This window comes from Arthrobacter jiangjiafuii, assembly GCF_018622995.1.
Lineage (GTDB): Bacteria > Actinomycetota > Actinomycetes > Actinomycetales > Micrococcaceae > Arthrobacter_B > Arthrobacter_B jiangjiafuii.
This window is the reverse complement of the sequence record NZ_CP076022.1, coordinates 3,414,229-3,430,228: the sequence shown is the minus strand read 5'-3', so window position 1 is coordinate 3,430,228 and position 16,000 is coordinate 3,414,229. Positions and strand designations below refer to the sequence as shown.

General features: G+C 68.0%; 15 protein-coding genes and 1 pseudogene. 11 read left to right on the top strand and 5 right to left on the bottom strand.

The features are described from left to right. Nucleotides 1–1,098 (bottom strand): XdhC family protein, encoded by a 1,098-nt coding sequence (locus tag KKR91_RS16140; protein WP_237687416.1) that lies wholly within the window; start codon nt 1,096–1,098, stop codon nt 1–3. 548 nt (nt 1,099–1,646) lie between these two features. Here KKR91_RS16140 and KKR91_RS16135 point away from each other — a divergent pair. The 8 genes and pseudogenes from KKR91_RS16135 (at nt 1,647) to KKR91_RS16105 (ending at nt 9,635) form a co-directional block, all read left to right on the top strand. Next, complete coding sequence (locus KKR91_RS16135; protein ID WP_237687650.1) at nt 1,647–2,981, top strand: 8-oxoguanine deaminase; 1,335 nt, start codon at nt 1,647–1,649, stop codon at nt 2,979–2,981. Nucleotides 2,982–3,257: 276 nt separating this feature from the next. Next, nucleotides 3,258–3,761 (top strand): annotated as a pseudogene (gene uraD / locus KKR91_RS17080) (2-oxo-4-hydroxy-4-carboxy-5-ureidoimidazoline decarboxylase); the annotation flags it as partial. A 6-nt stretch (nt 3,762–3,767) separates the two neighbouring features. After that, entirely contained in the window at nt 3,768–4,109 is a 342-nt protein-coding gene (uraH, locus tag KKR91_RS17075; protein WP_237687649.1) for a hydroxyisourate hydrolase, read from the top strand. 5 nt (nt 4,110–4,114) lie between these two features. Next, nucleotides 4,115–5,098 carry a factor-independent urate hydroxylase gene (gene pucL, locus KKR91_RS16125; protein ID WP_237687415.1) on the top strand — a complete coding sequence of 328 codons (984 nt, stop codon included), beginning with the start codon at nt 4,115–4,117 and terminating at the stop codon, nt 5,096–5,098. Next, complete coding sequence (locus KKR91_RS16120; protein WP_237687414.1) at nt 5,098–6,483, top strand: DUF6986 family protein; 1,386 nt, start codon at nt 5,098–5,100, stop codon at nt 6,481–6,483. The genes pucL and KKR91_RS16120 overlap by 1 nt, the downstream gene beginning before the upstream one ends. Next, nucleotides 6,484–7,326 (top strand): bifunctional allantoicase/(S)-ureidoglycine aminohydrolase, encoded by an 843-nt coding sequence (locus KKR91_RS16115; RefSeq protein ID WP_210227318.1) that lies wholly within the window; start codon nt 6,484–6,486, stop codon nt 7,324–7,326. Then, nucleotides 7,327–8,682: an allantoinase AllB gene (allB, locus tag KKR91_RS16110; RefSeq protein ID WP_237687413.1), complete on the top strand. Its 1,356-nt coding sequence runs from the start codon at nt 7,327–7,329 to the stop codon at nt 8,680–8,682. A 107-nt stretch (nt 8,683–8,789) separates the two neighbouring features. Continuing rightward, the gene (locus tag KKR91_RS16105) at nt 8,790–9,635 is read left to right on the top strand and encodes an HpcH/HpaI aldolase/citrate lyase family protein (protein WP_210227320.1); all 846 of its coding nucleotides are present in this window, start codon (nt 8,790–8,792) and stop codon (nt 9,633–9,635) included. A gap of 27 nt (nt 9,636–9,662) precedes the next feature. Here KKR91_RS16105 and KKR91_RS16100 read toward each other — a convergent pair whose 3' ends face one another. Genes KKR91_RS16100 through KKR91_RS16090 form a run of 3 tightly spaced genes read right to left on the bottom strand, consistent with a single transcriptional unit; the run spans nt 9,663 to nt 11,336 of the window. After that, nucleotides 9,663–10,247 carry a dienelactone hydrolase family protein gene (locus KKR91_RS16100; RefSeq protein ID WP_210227322.1) on the bottom strand — a complete coding sequence of 195 codons (585 nt, stop codon included), beginning with the start codon at nt 10,245–10,247 and terminating at the stop codon, nt 9,663–9,665. Nucleotides 10,248–10,265: 18 nt separating this feature from the next. Continuing rightward, nucleotides 10,266–10,742: a ribonuclease E activity regulator RraA gene (gene rraA / locus KKR91_RS16095; protein ID WP_210227323.1), complete on the bottom strand. Its 477-nt coding sequence runs from the start codon at nt 10,740–10,742 to the stop codon at nt 10,266–10,268. 21 nt (nt 10,743–10,763) lie between these two features. Next, a complete protein-coding gene (locus tag KKR91_RS16090) occupies nt 10,764–11,336 on the bottom strand; it encodes a TetR/AcrR family transcriptional regulator (RefSeq protein ID WP_237686107.1) in 573 nt (190 codons plus the stop codon). Between the two features lie 111 nt (nt 11,337–11,447). On the opposite strand from KKR91_RS16090, the gene KKR91_RS16085 reads away from it, so the two are divergent. Further along, nucleotides 11,448–12,968 carry an MFS transporter gene (locus KKR91_RS16085; RefSeq protein WP_237687412.1) on the top strand — a complete coding sequence of 507 codons (1,521 nt, stop codon included), beginning with the start codon at nt 11,448–11,450 and terminating at the stop codon, nt 12,966–12,968. A 40-nt stretch (nt 12,969–13,008) separates the two neighbouring features. Here the strand turns inward: KKR91_RS16085 and KKR91_RS16080 are convergent, their stop codons facing one another. Next, on the bottom strand, nt 13,009–13,455 hold the full coding sequence (locus KKR91_RS16080; protein WP_210227324.1) for a universal stress protein: 447 nt from the start codon (nt 13,453–13,455) through the stop codon (nt 13,009–13,011). A 90-nt stretch (nt 13,456–13,545) separates the two neighbouring features. Between KKR91_RS16080 and KKR91_RS16075 the strand changes: the two genes are divergently transcribed. Together KKR91_RS16075 and KKR91_RS16070 are read left to right on the top strand one after the other, a co-directional pair. Continuing rightward, nucleotides 13,546–14,748, top strand: coding sequence for a multidrug effflux MFS transporter (locus KKR91_RS16075; RefSeq protein WP_210227325.1), 1,203 nt, complete (start codon nt 13,546–13,548; stop codon nt 14,746–14,748). A 243-nt stretch (nt 14,749–14,991) separates the two neighbouring features. After that, entirely contained in the window at nt 14,992–15,900 is a 909-nt protein-coding gene (locus KKR91_RS16070; RefSeq protein WP_210227326.1) for an SDR family oxidoreductase, read from the top strand. The last annotated feature ends 100 nt before the right edge of the window (nt 15,901–16,000 follow it).

The following is a 16,000-nucleotide window of genomic DNA, read 5'->3' as shown; positions in this document are numbered from 1 at the left end:
CTAGCTAACGTGCAAACGGTTGAACGGATGAATGGGGCCGGTGCCATCCCGCAGCGGCAGCCCGCTGGCAGCCGCACCGGACCTGGCGGCCACTATTTCAGCGAAGACGGAAAGCGCGGTTTCCTCGGGGCTGGCGGCGCCGATGTCCAAGCCAACGGGGGAGTGCAGCCGCTGCAGCTGCAGCGGCGTGACGCCGGCGGCAGCCAGTGCGGCCATCCGTGTCTCATGGCTGCGCCGCGATCCCATCGCTCCAACATAGGCCACGTTCAGCTGCAGGGCCGCGGCCAGCACCGTGACGTCAAACCTGGCGTCATGCGTGAGCACGCAGATCACCGACCGGGCATCCAGTGCGCCGGACTGGTCCTGCTGGCGCAGGTACTGATCCGGCCACTGCACCGTGACCTGGTGGGCGGCGGGAAACCGGTCCGGGGTGGTGAAAGCCGGCCGGGCATCGCAGACCGTGACGTGGTAACCCAGCAGCCGGCCCTGCCGGGCCAGGGCGTCGGAGAAATCGTTGGAACCCACCAGCACCAGCCGCGGCGCCGCGAGCCGGGATTCCAGGAACAGGACGGCGCCGCCGCACTCCGGCCCGCCCAGGTCCACCTGCCCGGTCCGGCCAGCGGCGATCAGTGGTGCCAGGCGGGCGGCTGCCGGCAGCGGGTCGGCGTCCAGCAGTGCGCGCAGTCCGGCGCCATGGCGGGACAGGAGCTCGGCCGGGGTGGCAGCAGCGGCGGCCGGATCGGACACCAGGAGGGGCGCGGACATCGGTCCGTCCATGCGGGTGAGGAGCGCGCAGGGGGTTCCGGCGGCGGGCAGGTCCGGCAGCATCACGGGGGAAAACGGCTGGATCATCACGTCCAGTGTCCCGCCGCAGGTGAGTCCGGCGGCGAAGGCATCGGTGTCGCTGTAGCCGAAGCTCTCCAGCCGCGGCCGGCCATCGGCGAGGGCATCTTCGGCAACGGCCACCACTGCAGCCTCCACGCAGCCGCCGGACAGGGAACCGGTTATGGTCCCGTTGCCGCTGATCAGCATGGATGTCCCCACCGGGCGCGGAACGGACCCGGTGGCGCGGACCACGGTGGCGGCAGCGCATGGCAAGCCGCCCTCCATGGCCGAAGCCAGTGCATCCAATATCTCCAACACTGCGGCCAACCCTCCAGCAACGCCTGCCGGCGGTTATCTCCGCCGGCCATCCAAGGAACCAAAGCGGTGAGTTCCCCCTGCCGCAGGGCAGGGGCCTTAAATCCGCGGAACAATAGCAAAAGTCTGATGTCGGATAACGGATGACGCTAATATCCACGCAGCCGAAAGAATGCGAATTCTGAGCACCTTCGAATGTTCCGCGGTAAAACCGTATTGGCTCCGATAATTTTCACGGAAGCGTACCATGCTGATCCGCCACGCGGGATGCTTTACGGGATATGACACCTGACGGGTTGCCGTAGGCTGGGCAACGTGCGGCCGGCAGGCACCACCGCATCCGCGCCGCACTTGGCGGCCGGTCGACTGACGCGGTCAGCCGAGCAGCCTCTTGGATCAGCAGACAAGTTCACTGAGCTGGCCCCGGAAGGGGTCTGTCTCCGGCGAACTCTGCCCCCAACCCCGATCCCGCGAACTCTGCCTCCCCGGACTCCGTCCGCCTCTGGATCAGGAACCCGCTGGCCGCTTTCACCGCCAACGGGCTCGACGCCGGCGGCGGCCTGGTGATCGAAAACGGCGTTATTGCCGAGGTGCTGGCCGCGGGGCAGGCACCCGCCGAGCCCTGTGCGGAGACCTTTGACGCCTCCGCACACGTGCTGCTGCCGGGGCTGATCAATACGCACCACCACTTCTACCAAACCCTGACCCGGGCCTGGGCCCCGGTGGTGAACACGCCGCTCTTTCCCTGGCTGAAAAACCTGTATCCGGTCTGGGCCCGGCTGACTCCGGCGGATCTGGAACTGGCCACCACCGTGGCCCTGTCGGAACTGCTGCTGTCCGGGTGCACCACCGCGGCGGACCACCACTACCTGTTCCCGGACGGGCTGGAACAGGGCATCGACGTGCAGGTGGAAGTGGTCCGGAAGCTCGGGATGCGGGCCATGCTCACCCGCGGCTCCATGACCCTGGGAGAAGATGACGGCGGCCTGCCTCCGCAGCAGACCGTCCAGTCGGCCGCAGTGATCCTGGCCGACAGCGAACGGCTGATCCGGAACTATCACGAACGCGGCGACGGCGCGGTGATCCAGATCGGCCTGGCCCCCTGCTCGCCGTTTTCCGTCACCCAGGGGATCATGCGGGACAGCGCCGCGATGGCACAGGAGCACGATGTCCGCCTGCATACCCACTTGGCTGAAACCATGGATGAGGAAGCCTTCTGCCTGGACATGTTCGGGCTGCGGACGGTGGACTACCTGGAAAGCGTCGGCTGGCTCGGGGACCGGACCTGGCTGGCCCACGGCGTGCACTTCAACGACGCGGAGATCGCCCGGCTCGGAGCGGCAGGCACCGCGGTGGCCCACTGCCCGACGTCGAACATGCGCCTGGCCAGCGGCATCGGCCGGATGGCCGAACTGGAGGATGCGGGTTCGCCGGTGGGGCTGGGGGTGGACGGCTCCGCATCGAACGATGCCTCCAACCTGATCCTTGAAGCACGGCAGGCCCTGTACCTGCAGCGGCTGCGCTACGGCGCGGAGGCCATCACTCCCGAACGGGCGCTGGGTTGGGCCACCAAGGGGTCGGCCCGGGCGCTGGGGAGGACCGACATTGGTGAACTGGCACCTGGGCGGCAGGCCGATCTGGCCCTGTTCCGGCTCGATGACCTGCGCTTCTCCGGCAGCCACGACCCGCTCTCCGCATTGTTGCTCTGCGGGGCGGACCGGGCCGACCGGGTGATGGTGGCCGGAAACTGGCGCGTCATCGACGGCACGCTTCCGGACTGCGACCTGCCGGAACTCATCTCCCGGCACACCGCCGCGGCCCGGAAGATGATGGCCGGATAAGCGGCGCCGAGGCAACTCAACGCTAAGAATTTAACCTGCCTGCGGCTGAGAATTAACGCCCCGGAAACGGAACTTCGTTTTATTCCGACGCAAACAATTCGTTCTTGACAGGCGGGGCCCGCGGCACCCAGACTGGCGCAAATAACAATTGCAGTGCCGTAAAAAGCGCCGTAAACATCTGAAGTGTCGTAAAACATCGAATCAAGTCGGCTTGTCCGATGGTCAAGGGTGTTCAGCGCCGACACTGCAGTCCTGCCTATCTGAAAGCTGACACCCATGGCACCAGAGCTCTCCGGGAATTTTCTCGACACGTTCAACGCCGCCTCCCTGCCGGAGGCGGAAACCATGTTGCGCCCCTGCGTCGACATCCCGCGCTGGGCCTCAGAAGTAGCAGCTGCCCGCCCGTTTGCCACCCCCGGGGAACTGCTGAGCTTCGCTGAGCTCGCTGCCCCGGACTGGACCGAAGCAGAGATCGATGCTGCGCTGGTCCATCATCCGCGAATCGGCGAGCGTCCGGCCGGTTCCGGCTCCGAGGCGCAGTTCTCCCGCGGCGAGCAGGCCTCCGTGAGCAGCCTCGACGGCCTGTCCGAGAGGCTGCTCGCCGGAAACCGAGACTATGAAGACAAGTTCGGCCGCGTTTTCCTCATCCGCGCGGCCGGGCGCAGCGGCGAGGAGATCCTGGATAATCTCCGCCAGCGGCTCGGCAACACCTCCGCCGAAGAACTCCCCGTCATCGCAGCCCAGCTGCGGGACATCGCCATCCTCCGGCTCCGGAAACTCCTGGGCGTGGCGCGCAGCCACATCACCACCCATGTCCTGGATACCGCTGCCGGAAAGCCGGCCGACGGCGTCGCCGCCTCCCTCTGGTCCCTGCGCGACGGCGGTTGGGACCAGGTCGGAGAGGGCACCACGGACGGTGACGGCCGGATCAGCAGCCTTGGCCCGGAAGAACTGCTTCCGGGTACCTACCGGATCGACTTCGCCACCGGCGACTACTTTGCCGCTACGGCAACCGACACCTTTTTCCCCAGCGTCTCCCTGACCTTCACCCTCGCCAACCCGGAGCAGCACTACCACGTGCCGCTGCTGCTCAGTCCCTTCGCCTACTCCACCTACCGAGGAAGCTGACCACCATGACAGAAGCAATGCAGGCCCCGATGGGGAACAGTTTCACGGAAAAGGCACCGCAACATCCGGAACCGGCAGCGGGGGAAAGTGGCGCTGCGCCGCGGATTGTGCTCGGCAGCAACCAGTATGGAAAGGCCGAGGTCCGGCTGGTCAAAGTCACGCGGGATACCGCCCGGCATCAATTGGAGGACCTCAGCGTCACCTCCCAGGTGCACGGCGACTTTGAGGCGGCCCACACGCAGGGCGACAACTCGCATGTGGTGGCCACCGATACGCAGAAGAACACCATTTATGCCTTTGCGCGCGACGGCGTGGGCTCGCCGGAGGAGTTCCTTGGCCGGCTGGCAGCCCACTTCACCACCGGTTTCGACTGGGTCAGCGGCGGACGCTGGGCGGCGGAGCAGTACTTCTGGAACCGGATCAACGACCACGACCACGCCTTCGCGAAGGACAAGTCCGAAATCCGGACCGCGGTGCTCCTCGCTGCGGACGGCCGGACCCACCTGGTCTCCGGGATCACCGGCCTGACCGTCCTGAAAACCACCGGCTCCGAATTCCACGGCTTCCCCCGGGACCGCTACACCACCCTGGCCGAGACCACCGACCGGATCCTGGCCACCGACGTCACCGCCAAGTGGCGCTACGCCGACGGCGCCGACCTCTCCGGCCTGGACTTCAACGCCGTCTACGCTTCGGTGCGGAACCTGCTCCTGGACGCCTTCGCTGCCACCCATTCCCTGGCCCTGCAGCAGAGCATGTTCGAAATGGGCAAGGCAGTGCTCCAGGCCCATCCGGAAATCGACGAGGTCCGGCTGTCACTGCCGAACAACCACCACTTCCTGGTGGACCTGGCACCCTTTGGGGTCGACAACCCCAACGAGGTCTTCTTCGCCGCGGACCGGCCCTACGGACTCATTGAGGCGGCCGTGCTGCGGGAGGGTACGGAGCCCCAGTCGCCGGTCTGGAACACCATCGGCGGATTCTGCTGATGCCCCGCAGGGCACCGAACCCGAACCCAAACCCGGCGCCGGCCACCGTCCTGGGCGGGGAGCACCTGCTCCGCCTGGACGCTGCGCTGGCCGACACCGACCGGCTGCTCGCCGCCGCATACCCCGGCGACGCCGGCACCCGGCAACCCGTGCATACCGTGTACATCCCGGCCGATCGCTGCCTTCCCGGGCTGCCCGCGGACTGGGGCACGGCCGGCCTGTCCGCGGTGGAAAACCACGGGGGATTGCCGGCGCTCGCCACCCTGCTGGGCCTGGACGCGGACCTGGCCGCCGCCGTCGTGCCCCTGGTCGACGCCAAGCTGCGCACCGAGCCCATCGAAGACCTGCGGCTGGATTTCGAAGACGGCTACGGCCTGCGCCCCGACGCTGAGGAGGACGCCCATGCGGTCCGCGCCGCGGCGGCGGTGGCGGGCGCCGTCCGCACCGGCACCGCGCCGCCGTTTGTCGGCATCAGGTTCAAGTCCTTCGAAGCAGCCACCCGCGCCAGGGGCGTCCGGACACTGGATCTGTTCCTGTCCGGGCTGCTCGGGTCCGGTCCGCTGCCCGACGGGCTGGTGCTTACGCTGCCCAAGGTATCCACGGTGGATCAGGTCGAAGCCATGGCCTTTACCTGCGGGCGGCTGGAGGAGGCCCACGGGCTTCCCCCGGGGCGGCTGCGGTTCGAGGTGCAGGTGGAAACCCCGCAGCTGATCCTGGCCGCCAACGGCACCGTGCCGGTGGCACCGCTGATCCACCGCGGCAAAGGGCGGGTTTCCGGCCTGCATTACGGCACGTATGACTACAGCGACTCCCTGCAGATCGCCGCGGCGCACCAGTCCATGGAGCATCCGGCCGCCGACTACGCCAAGGCCGTGATGCAGGTGGCTGCCGCGGGAACCGGCGTCCGGCTCTCCGACGGATCCACGAACATCCTGCCGCTGGGCACCCCCGGCGAGGTCCGCAGTGCCTGGGCGCTTCACGCCCGGCTGGTGCGCCGTTCCCTGGAACGTGGCTTCTACCAGGGCTGGGACCTGCACCCCGCGCAGCTGCCCACCCGGTATCTGGCCACCTACTCCTTCTACCGGGAAGGGTTCGACGCCGCTGCGGGCCGGCTGCGCGATTATGTGCAGAAACGGTCCGGCAGCGTCCTCGACGAGCCCGCCACCGCGCGCGCCCTGGCCCGGTTTGTGCACCGCGGTTTGCTCTGCGGAGCGCTGACCGGGGATGAGGTTGTCAGGAACACCGGGCTGGCCGGCCCCGACCTCGCTGCCCTCGCGCATCCCCACGCCGCCGCGGCAGGTACGGAGCCAGCCAGTGGCACCAACACCGACGCCGCCACAACCACCAACGCAGCCACCAACGCACCCACAGAGAAGGTCCGCTAAGTGAACACCCCAGACCGCAACGCCCCCCGCTACTTCGCCCCCGAGGCAGGCCTGCCGGCCCAGACCGAGCTGCTCACCTCCCGCGCCGTAGTCACCGAGGCGTACACAGTCATTCCGCGCGGAGTGCTGCGGGACATCGTGGTCAGCGTGCTGCCCGGCTGGCGGGACACCCGCACCTGGATCCTGAACCGGCCGGTGGCCGGCGGCGCCACCACCTTTGCCCAGTACCTGGTGGAGGTGGGGCCCGGCGGCGGGTCCCGCACTCCGGAGCCGGAACAGGGCGTGGTGGAGTCCTTCGTGTTTGTGCTCGAAGGAACGCTGACCGTTGCCCTGGCCGACGGGGAGCAAACGCTCACCCCCGGCGGATTCGCCTACCTGCCTCCGGAAACGGTCTGGGAGGTGTCCAACGACGGCGCGGACCCGGCGAAGTTCCAATGGATCCGCAAGGCCTACCAGCCGCTGGCCGGGCACCTGCCGGCACCGGTATTCGGCAACGAGGCGGACCTGGAACCGGCCGCGATGCCGGGCACGGACAACAAGTGGCGGACCACCCGGATGATTCCGGTCGATGACATTGCCTACGACATGCACGTCAACGTGGTGACCTTCGAGCCGGGCGCGGTGATTCCGTTCGCCGAAACCCACGTGATGGAGCACGGGCTCTACGTGCTCGAAGGCAAGGCCGTCTACCGGCTGAACCAGGACTGGGTGGAGGTGCAGGAAGGCGACTACATGTCCCTGCGCGCGTTCTGCCCGCAGGCCTGTTATGCCGGCGGGCCCTCCAACTTCCGCTACCTGCTCTATAAGGACGTCAACCGCCAGGTCCTGCTCGGAGGCCGTTAAGTGGCGCCGGCGTATGACACGGCGCCGTATGACACCGTGATCCGCGGCCGGGCAGTCCTGACCCCTGACGGCCCGGCCCCGGCCGAGGTAGGCATCAACGACGGCGTGATCACCGCCGTCGTGCCCCTGGGCGCCGGGCTGGAAGGGGGCACCCTGATCGAACTGGCCGACGACGAAACCCTGCTTCCCGGACTGGTGGACACCCATGTCCACGTGAACGAGCCCGGCCGCACCGAATGGGAGGGATTCGCCTCCGCCACCCGGGCCGCGGCGGCCGGCGGCGTCACCACCCTGATCGACATGCCGCTGAACAGCATCCCGCCCACGGTGGATGTTGCAGCGCTGGACACCAAACGGGCTGCTGCCGCTTCCCAGGCCTACGTGGACGTCGGCTTCTGGGGCGGCGCCGTGCCGGGAAATGCCGCACAGCTGCAGCCGCTGCATGAGGCCGGGGTGTTTGGCTTCAAGTGCTTCCTGGTCCACTCCGGCGTGGACGAATTTCCCCACCTTGAGCCGGCCGAGATGGAAGCCGACCTGGCCGAGCTGAAGCGCTTCGACGGGCTGCTGATCGTCCATGCGGAAAACCCCGCCGTGCTCGGGCAGGCTCCCGCGGCCGCCGGTGCCCGGTACACCGATTTCCTTGCCTCCCGGCCGGCGGCCGCGGAGGACACCGCCATAACCCAGGTGATCAATGCGGCCCGGCGCACCGGGGCCCGCGCCCACATCCTGCACCTGTCCTCGGCCGATGCGCTGCCGCTGATCGCCGACGCCAAGGCCGACGGCGTCCGCCTCACCGTGGAAACCTGCCCGCATTACCTCACCCTCGCGGCAGAGCAGATTCCCGACGGCGCCACCGCCTTTAAATGCTGTCCGCCGATCCGCGGGGACGACAACCGGGAACGGCTCTGGCAGGGCCTGATGGACGGAACGATCGACTGCATCGTCTCCGACCACTCACCGAGCACGTTGGACCTGAAGGCGCTGGACAGCGGAGACTTCGGCCTGGCCTGGGGCGGGGTGTCCTCCCTGCAGCTGGGCCTGGCCCTGATCTGGACCGAAGCCAGGACCCGGGGCGTGCCCCTGGAGCAGGTAGTGCAGTGGATGTCAGCGGCACCGGCGCGGCTGGCCGGGCTGGAAGCCAAGGGCGGCATCATTCCGGGACGTGACGCGGACTTCGCCGTGTTTGCCGCTGAGGACACCTTTACCGTTGACCCGGCCGCCCTGCAGCACAAGAACCCGATCACGCCCTACGCCGGCTCCGAACTGACCGGCGTCGTCCGCCGCACCCTCCTGGCCGGCGCCGACGTCGACCCCCTGGTTCCGCGCGGGCGGCTGCTGCGGCGGGGGGAATCGTAGCCGAAGCGGGCCCCGGAACCGCCCTTCCGGAACCAGGCAGTGATGGTGGACACAAACGTTGGCGTCGCATTTAAGCGAACCGGCACGGTGAAAGTAGTGTCTTATCTATGGCACCCTTCCGAAACAGCCGCGCCGCGTCGCTGCCCGCTAAACTCTCCCGTTCCTGGCTGCTGGCCTCGGCAGCCGATGAAGCGAACTTCGCACCGGCGCTTGCCTCCGAAGCGGACTCCGTGGTGTTCGACATGGAAGACGCCGTGCCCGCCCCCGGCAAGGCTGAAGCCCGCGAACGCGTGGTGGAGGCTCTCTCCACCGGCATGACCGCCTGGGTGCGCGTCAACGGCATCGAAACCGACTACTGGGCCGACGACCTCGCGGCCCTGTCCAAAGCCCCGGGACTGCGCGGCGTCATGCTCGCCATGACCGAAAAGCCCGAGCAGGTCACCCACACCGCCATGCGGCTGCAGGCAGGAACCCCGGTGCTGGCCCTGGTGGAATCGGCCCTCGGTATTGAGAACGCGACGGCGATTGCCTCCGCACCGGGCACGTTCCGCCTGGCCTTCGGCGTCGGTGACTTCCGCCGCGACACCGGTGCCTCCGACGATCCCATGGCCCTGGCCTACGCCCGCTCCAAGCTGGTGGTCGCTTCCCGCGTCGGCCAGCTGCCCGGCCCGATCGACGGCCCCACCGTCGGTGCCCTGGGCGACAAACTGCTGGAGGCATGCAAGGTCACCCAGTCCATGGGCATGACCGGCAAGCTCTGCCTGATGCCTGAAGCTGCCGACTTCATCAACCACGGCCTCTCGCCGAGCGAATCGGAGGTCCTGTGGGCCCACGAGCTGCTCGAAGCGCACGCCGCCGGCGCCGTGGTGGGCGATGGTTCCTACCTGCCGCGCCTGGCCCGCGCCCAGAAGATCTCCTCGCTGGCCGATTCCTACGGACTCTGGAACGCCTAGGCCTGAAGGACTACCTGGCGGGACCGCCTAAGCCGCGTCAATCGCAGTGAGCAACTCCAGCACCCGCGCCGTAAGTGCGGGTGCTGCGCTCTCGTCATAGTCCGCCAGGGCGATGTCCGCAAAGAGGTGCGAGATGCCCGGATACAGGATCAGCTCCGCCTCGCCGGTGGCTTCGACCAGGTTCTCGGCGGCGCTGAGATCGCCCTCCTCCACAAAGATCGGATCCGCGTCCATGCCGTGGATCTGCACCGGCACTCCGTCCGGCCAGCTGTCCGCGTAGGTTCCCAGCGGCATACACGCACTGACCAGCACCGCGCCGCGGGCGCCGGGCCGGGTCTGCGCCAGCCGCTGGGCGCAAAGCACTCCCAGCGAGAAGCCGATATAGACCATTTCGGGCGGAAAGCGGCCGGCGATCCTGACCCCGGCTTCCTCGATCTCCTCCAGACCGAGTTCCTGCGCGTAGGCCACGCCGTCGTCGAGGTGCGCGAAGGTGTGGCCGTCGTAAAGGTCCGGGACGGTCACGGTGTGGCCGGCCCCGCGCAGCACGTCCGCAAAAGCGTCCATGCCGGAGGTCAGCCCCTGCGCGTGGTGGAACAGCAGGACATTGGCCACGGGAGTGCTCCTAGCGTTCTACGCGTCCCGGCGTTCGACGAGGATGCCGTCTTCATCGGCATAGAGCACGGCGCCCGGGTGGAAGGTGACGCCGCCGAATTCAACCGGTACATCCACCTCGCCGGCGGATTCCTTGGCGCTCTTGCGCGGATTCGAGCCCAGCGCCTTTACGCCCAGCGGAAGCTTGGCCACGGCGGCCCGGTCCCGGATCGGTCCGTTGATGACCACTCCGGCCCAGCCGTTCGCCACGGCCGCGCCGGCAATCATGTCGCCCATCAGCGCGCTGTTGAAGGATCCGGCGCCGTCGACCACCAGCACGGCACCGCCGCCGGGGGAGTTCAGGAGGGACTTCACCAAGCCGTTGTCTTCCAGGCAGCGGACGGTGCGGATCGGCCCGGTGAAGCTGGTGTGTCCGCCCAGGTCCTGGAACTGAAGGGTCACGGACGCCAGGAGATCGCCGTGCTGGTCGTAGAGGTCTGCTGTGCTGAATTCCATGGACCTACTGTGGCACAGGGCCTAGCGGGAGCGCTGGAGCGACGCTGCGTGTGCCTTCAGGACTTCCACGACTTCCAGCAGCTCGGCCACCGACTCGGCGGTGGAGGAGCTTTTCTCCCGCGGCCAGCCGCCGGGCAGGCCCTCGTTGTAGTAGAGCCCGTCGCCGAGCAGCACAATGGCACGGGCGATGGCCGGGCTGCCGACCTCAGCCAGCACCAGGTCCATCCAGTCGCGGTGGATGCGTTCGAGCACTGCCGAGGCTTCCGCGTCGGAGGCCTGGGCCAGGCGTACGACGCCGATCAGGGCGCGGTCCAGCGCGCTGCCCACGTAGACGGATTCCCGGACCAGGTACCGGGACGGGCCCTCGGGATCAGCGGCCATGGTCCGGATATCCTCGGCGGCCAGCTCCTGGAGCCGGGTTATCAGGGCGGCGGCCAGGGCTTCCTTGTTCTTGAAGTGGTACAGCAGCCCGCCCTTGGAAACTCCGGCCAGCGCGACGACGGCGTCCATTGTGGCCCCCCGGGGACCTTCATTGATCAGCAGTTCCTCGTAGGCGGAGAGGATGCGATCCCGGGTGGATATGTGCTCAGGCATACGTTTACGCTACGCCATCAATTCCTGTACAGTCTAGACGGTACAGTAAATGCCTGCGGCCCGGCCGCCGGCTGCTGGCGAACACCCCCACGATCCTTAAAGGAGACAGCTGTGCCCGCGGTACTGGAAGCGCACCCCATTCAACGAGCCGGACGGCGTGAATGGCTGGGACTGGCAGTGCTCATGCTGCCTGTGCTGCTGATTTCCGTGGACAACACCGTGCTCAGTTTCGCCATCCCGTCGCTGTCCCGCGCGCTGGCTCCCACCGGCACCGAACTGCTCTGGATCGTGGACATCTACGCACTGGTCCTGGCCGGCCTGCTGGTCCCCATGGGAGCACTGGGTGACCGGATCGGCCGGCGGAAGCTGCTGCTGGTGGGCAGCGCCGGATTCGGCCTGGTTTCCGCCGCCGCGGCCTTTGTCCCCAGCGCCGAGGCCCTGATCGGCGCCCGTGCGCTGCTCGGGCTCTTCGGCGCCATGCTGATGCCGGCCACACTGTCCCTGATCCGGAACATCTTCACCGTTCCCTCCCAGCGGCGCATCGCCATTGCCGTCTGGGCCGCCGGCTTCTCCGGCGGCGCCGCGCTCGGCCCCATCGTGGGCGGCGTGCTGCTGGAGCACTTCTGGTGGGGATCGGTGTTCCTGCTCTCCGTTCCGGTGCTCATCCCGCTGCTGGTCCTGGGCCCGATCCTGCTGCCCGAATCCCGTGACCCGAATCCGGGGCCGGTGGACCTGTTGAGCGTGCTGCTGGTCATGGCAGCGATGTTCCCGGTTGTCTACGGCATCAAGGCGATTTCGACCTCGGGGGCAGGGGCCGAATCGCTGCTGCCCATCGCCGTCGGGCTGGCCTTCGGGGTGCTCTTTGTCCGCCGCCAGCTCCGCCGCCTGCATCCCATGCTGGATGTGCGGCTGTTCCGCAACCCCACCTTCAGCGGTTCCATCGGCGCCAACCTGCTCAGCGTCTTCTCACTGGTCGGGTTCATCTTCTTCCTGTCCCAGCACCTGCAGCTGGTCCTGGAGAAGTCACCGCAGGAAGCCGGCCTGATCATGCTGCCGGGCCTGCTGCTGACCATCATCGCCGGGCTGGCGGTGGTCCGCGTGGTCCGGCACATCCGCCCGGGATACGTGGTGGCCGGCGGACTGCTGCTGAACGCCGTGGGCTACACGATCATCCTGGCCGCCGGGGACGGCGGAGTGGGCGGGCTGATGGTGGCGTTCATGGTCCTCGGGCTCGGCGTGGGGGCGGCCGAAACGATCTCCAACGACCTGATCCTGTCCTCGGTGCCGCCCACCAAGGCAGGTGCGGCCTCGGCGATCTCCGAGACGGCCTATGAAGTGGGTTCCGTGCTGGGCACCGCCGTCCTGGGCAGCATCCTGACGGCGGACTACCGCAACGGGGTGTCAGTGCCCGAGGGGCTGTCGCCGGACGACGCTGCCGCCGCCTCCGAGACGCTCGGCGGTGCCGTTGAGGCGGCCCAGCGGCTGCCCGGCGAGTCCGCGCAGCAGCTGCTCGAATCGGCCCGCGCCGCCTTTGATTCCGGTGTGGACACCACCTCGCTGATCGGCCTGGTGCTGATGCTGGTTGCCGCAGCCGGCGCCGTCGTCATCCTGCGCCGCGCCACCGCCGACTAAACGCCGCCCGGGCTCCCCGCCACTCCCGGGCGCACCGGAATTAGTCCGATTCGGTGCGGTGGATGATCAGGACCGGACAGTTGGCATGCGAGGCCAGGGTCGAACTGACCGACCCCAGCAGCAGCCCGGCGAAACCGCCCCGGCCGCGGTTGCCAACCACCAGCATCTCGGCGCCCCGGCTGGCTTCAATGAGCATTTTCGCCGGGTTGCCCACCAGCGCCGTCCGTTGCAGGCCCGGCGGGACATCATCGCCGAACGCGTCCCGGACCGCGTCGCGGAGGACCTCCTCGGCCTCGGTGTGCGGGGACCAGGTCTCGGTGGCGACGGGGGGCGTCAGGGAAATGGCGTGCTCCCCGACCGTCACTACCTCCAACGGGCGGCCCAGTGCCTCGGCCAGGTGGCGCGCCTTCCGCAGGGCCTGCAGGGACAGCTGTGAACCGTCCACCCCTGCGACTATCCGCTTGCGGTCTTCACCTTGAGTGCTCATGTGGTCCCGTTCCTCTCAGGCAGCAGCCGTTGCTGTGTCAATCCTGTCGGAAATTACGGCCGCGCGGGAGGGGAGCCATAGCATCAGGACATGCTTTATCCCGATCGCCGCCGGCCCGTAACCACCATGACAACCGGCCTGCTGCTGGTCTTGGCCCTGCTCTCGGCCACCGGACCGTTTGCCACCGACCTGTATCTGCCCTCATTCCCTGCAATGACCGGGGAGCTCGGGGCCTCTGCGACCGGCGTGCAGCTGACCCTCACCGCCTTTTTCCTCGGCATGGGCGCCGGCCAGCTGGTCTTCGGTCCGCTCTCCGACCGGCACGGACGCTTCCGCCCGCTGCTGCTGGGCTCGGCGGGCTTTGTCCTCGCCTCCGCGCTCTGCGCCCTGGCCCCGACACTGGAGGTGCTGGTGGCGGGACGCCTCATCCAGGGGCTGAGCGCATCGGCGGGCGTGGTGATTGCGCGGGCCATGGTCTCGGACCTGACCACGGGAGCGACGTCGGCCCGGACCTTCAGCCTGCTCATGACCATTGGCGGTGTGGCCCCGGTCCTGGCCCCGACGGTGGGCGGTTTCCTGGCCGAGGGCCTGGGCTGGCGCGGGGTGCTGTGGGTGCTGGCCGGGCTGGCACTGCTGATGTTCGCCTGCGTGGCTGCAGTGGCGGGCGAAACCCATCCCCGCGTCCACCGCAGCAGCGGTCCGTTGCTGGCCGGTCTGGCAGAGGTGCTCCGGAACCGGAAATTCACCGGCTATGTGGTGCTCTTCGCAAGCAGCTTCGGGGTCCTGATGGCTTACATCTCGGCATCACCCTTCGTCTACCAGAACCTGATGGGGCTTTCGGCCTCCATGTACGGCCTGGCCTTCGGCATCAACGCGATGGGCCTGGTGGGTGCGGGGTTTATCTCCGCCCGGCTGGCCCATCGGGTGCCGCCGAGGAAAACCGTCACCGTGGCCGTTTCCGTGCTGCTGGCCATGTCCCTGGCCATTCTGGCGCTCGTGGCGCTGTCCTCTCCGCCGCTGCTTCTGGCGGTCCCCATCTTCTGTGCCGCCAGCTCCATTGGCTTCATCATGGGCAACACCACGTCCCTGGCGCTCGCCGAAGCAGGCCAGGCTGCCGGCAGCGGCTCCGCGGCGCTGGGCAGCGCACAGTTCTTCATGGGCGCTGTCGTCTCGCCGCTGACCGGGCTGGCCGGCGGGGGATCCGCGCTCCCGCTGGCACTGGTGATGACTGTCTGCGCGCTGCTGTCCGTCGCAGCGCTGGCCGCAACCAGGCGGCGCAGGCCGGCTCGGTAGACTTGGCGACTATGCGAACCATGAATAAGTACCGCACCGTCATTGTCTGGCTTCTGATCATCGCGCTGGTGGGAAGTGTCGGCGTCGGCTTCCTGGGCCTGTTCTTCTAGGCTCAAAAGTTGAGGCCGGCAGGCCGCCGGGTCTAGGGTAGTAAGCATACTTACGCTTTTGGCCGGGAGGGTGAAAACACCGCCGCGGGCCGGCGTACCGACGCAGAATGACCTACCGAAAGTGGGAAACTCTATGACCAACGGCAGCACGAAAGACCAGTACACGTTCCAGAACCCGGTGGACCGGTTCCCGGAAATCACCCCGCCCGTCCAGGACCAGCCGGAGCCCGGTCTCGACGCCGATCTGGAGCCGAAGACCGACCGCGGCGAGGATTCCTACCGCGGAACCGGCCGCCTCGAAGGGCGCAAGGCCCTGATCACCGGCGCTGACTCCGGTATCGGAGCGGCAGTGGCCATCGCCTACGCCCGTGAAGGCGCCGACGTCGCACTGGCCTACCTGCCCGAGGAAGAAGAAGACGCACGGGAGATCATCCGGCTCGTCGAAGCCGCCGGCCGCAAGGCGGTAGCGCTCCCCGGCGATGTGCGCGACGCCGCGTACTGCAAGCAGCTGGTCGCCGACGCCGTCGAGGCACTGGGCGGCCTCGACATCCTCGTGAACAACGCGGGCAAGCAGGTGGCCGTGGACAATCTTGAAGACCTCTCCGACGAGCAGCTGGATGACACCTTCAAGACCAACATCTACGCCTTCTTCCGCATCACCAAGGCGGCGCTGCCGCACCTGCCTGCCGGCTCAAGCATCATTAACACCACCTCGGTCCAGGCCTACAGCCCCTCGCCGTACCTGCTGGACTACGCCAGCACCAAGGCGGCGATCAACAACTTCACCAAGGGACTGTCCCAGCAGCTGGCACCCAAGGGAATCCGCGTGAATGCCGTCGCGCCGGGACCGTTCTGGACGCCGCTGCAGGTTTCCGACGGCCAGCCCAAGGACAAGCTGCCCGAGTTCGGCAAGGACACCGCGCTCGGCCGCGCCGGTCAGCCCACCGAGCTGGCCCCGGCCTATGTGTTCCTGGCATCGCCGGAATCCAGCTTCGTGGTGGGCGAAACGCTGAACGTCAACGGCGGCATGCCCACGCCGTAGCGGGCAAAAAGCCCGCGGACAGCAAAAAGCCGGCCTGCCCTCCTTGGATGGAGTGCAGGCCGGTTTTTTGTGCCGGTGGTTTTTTCCGGCAGCCGGCGGG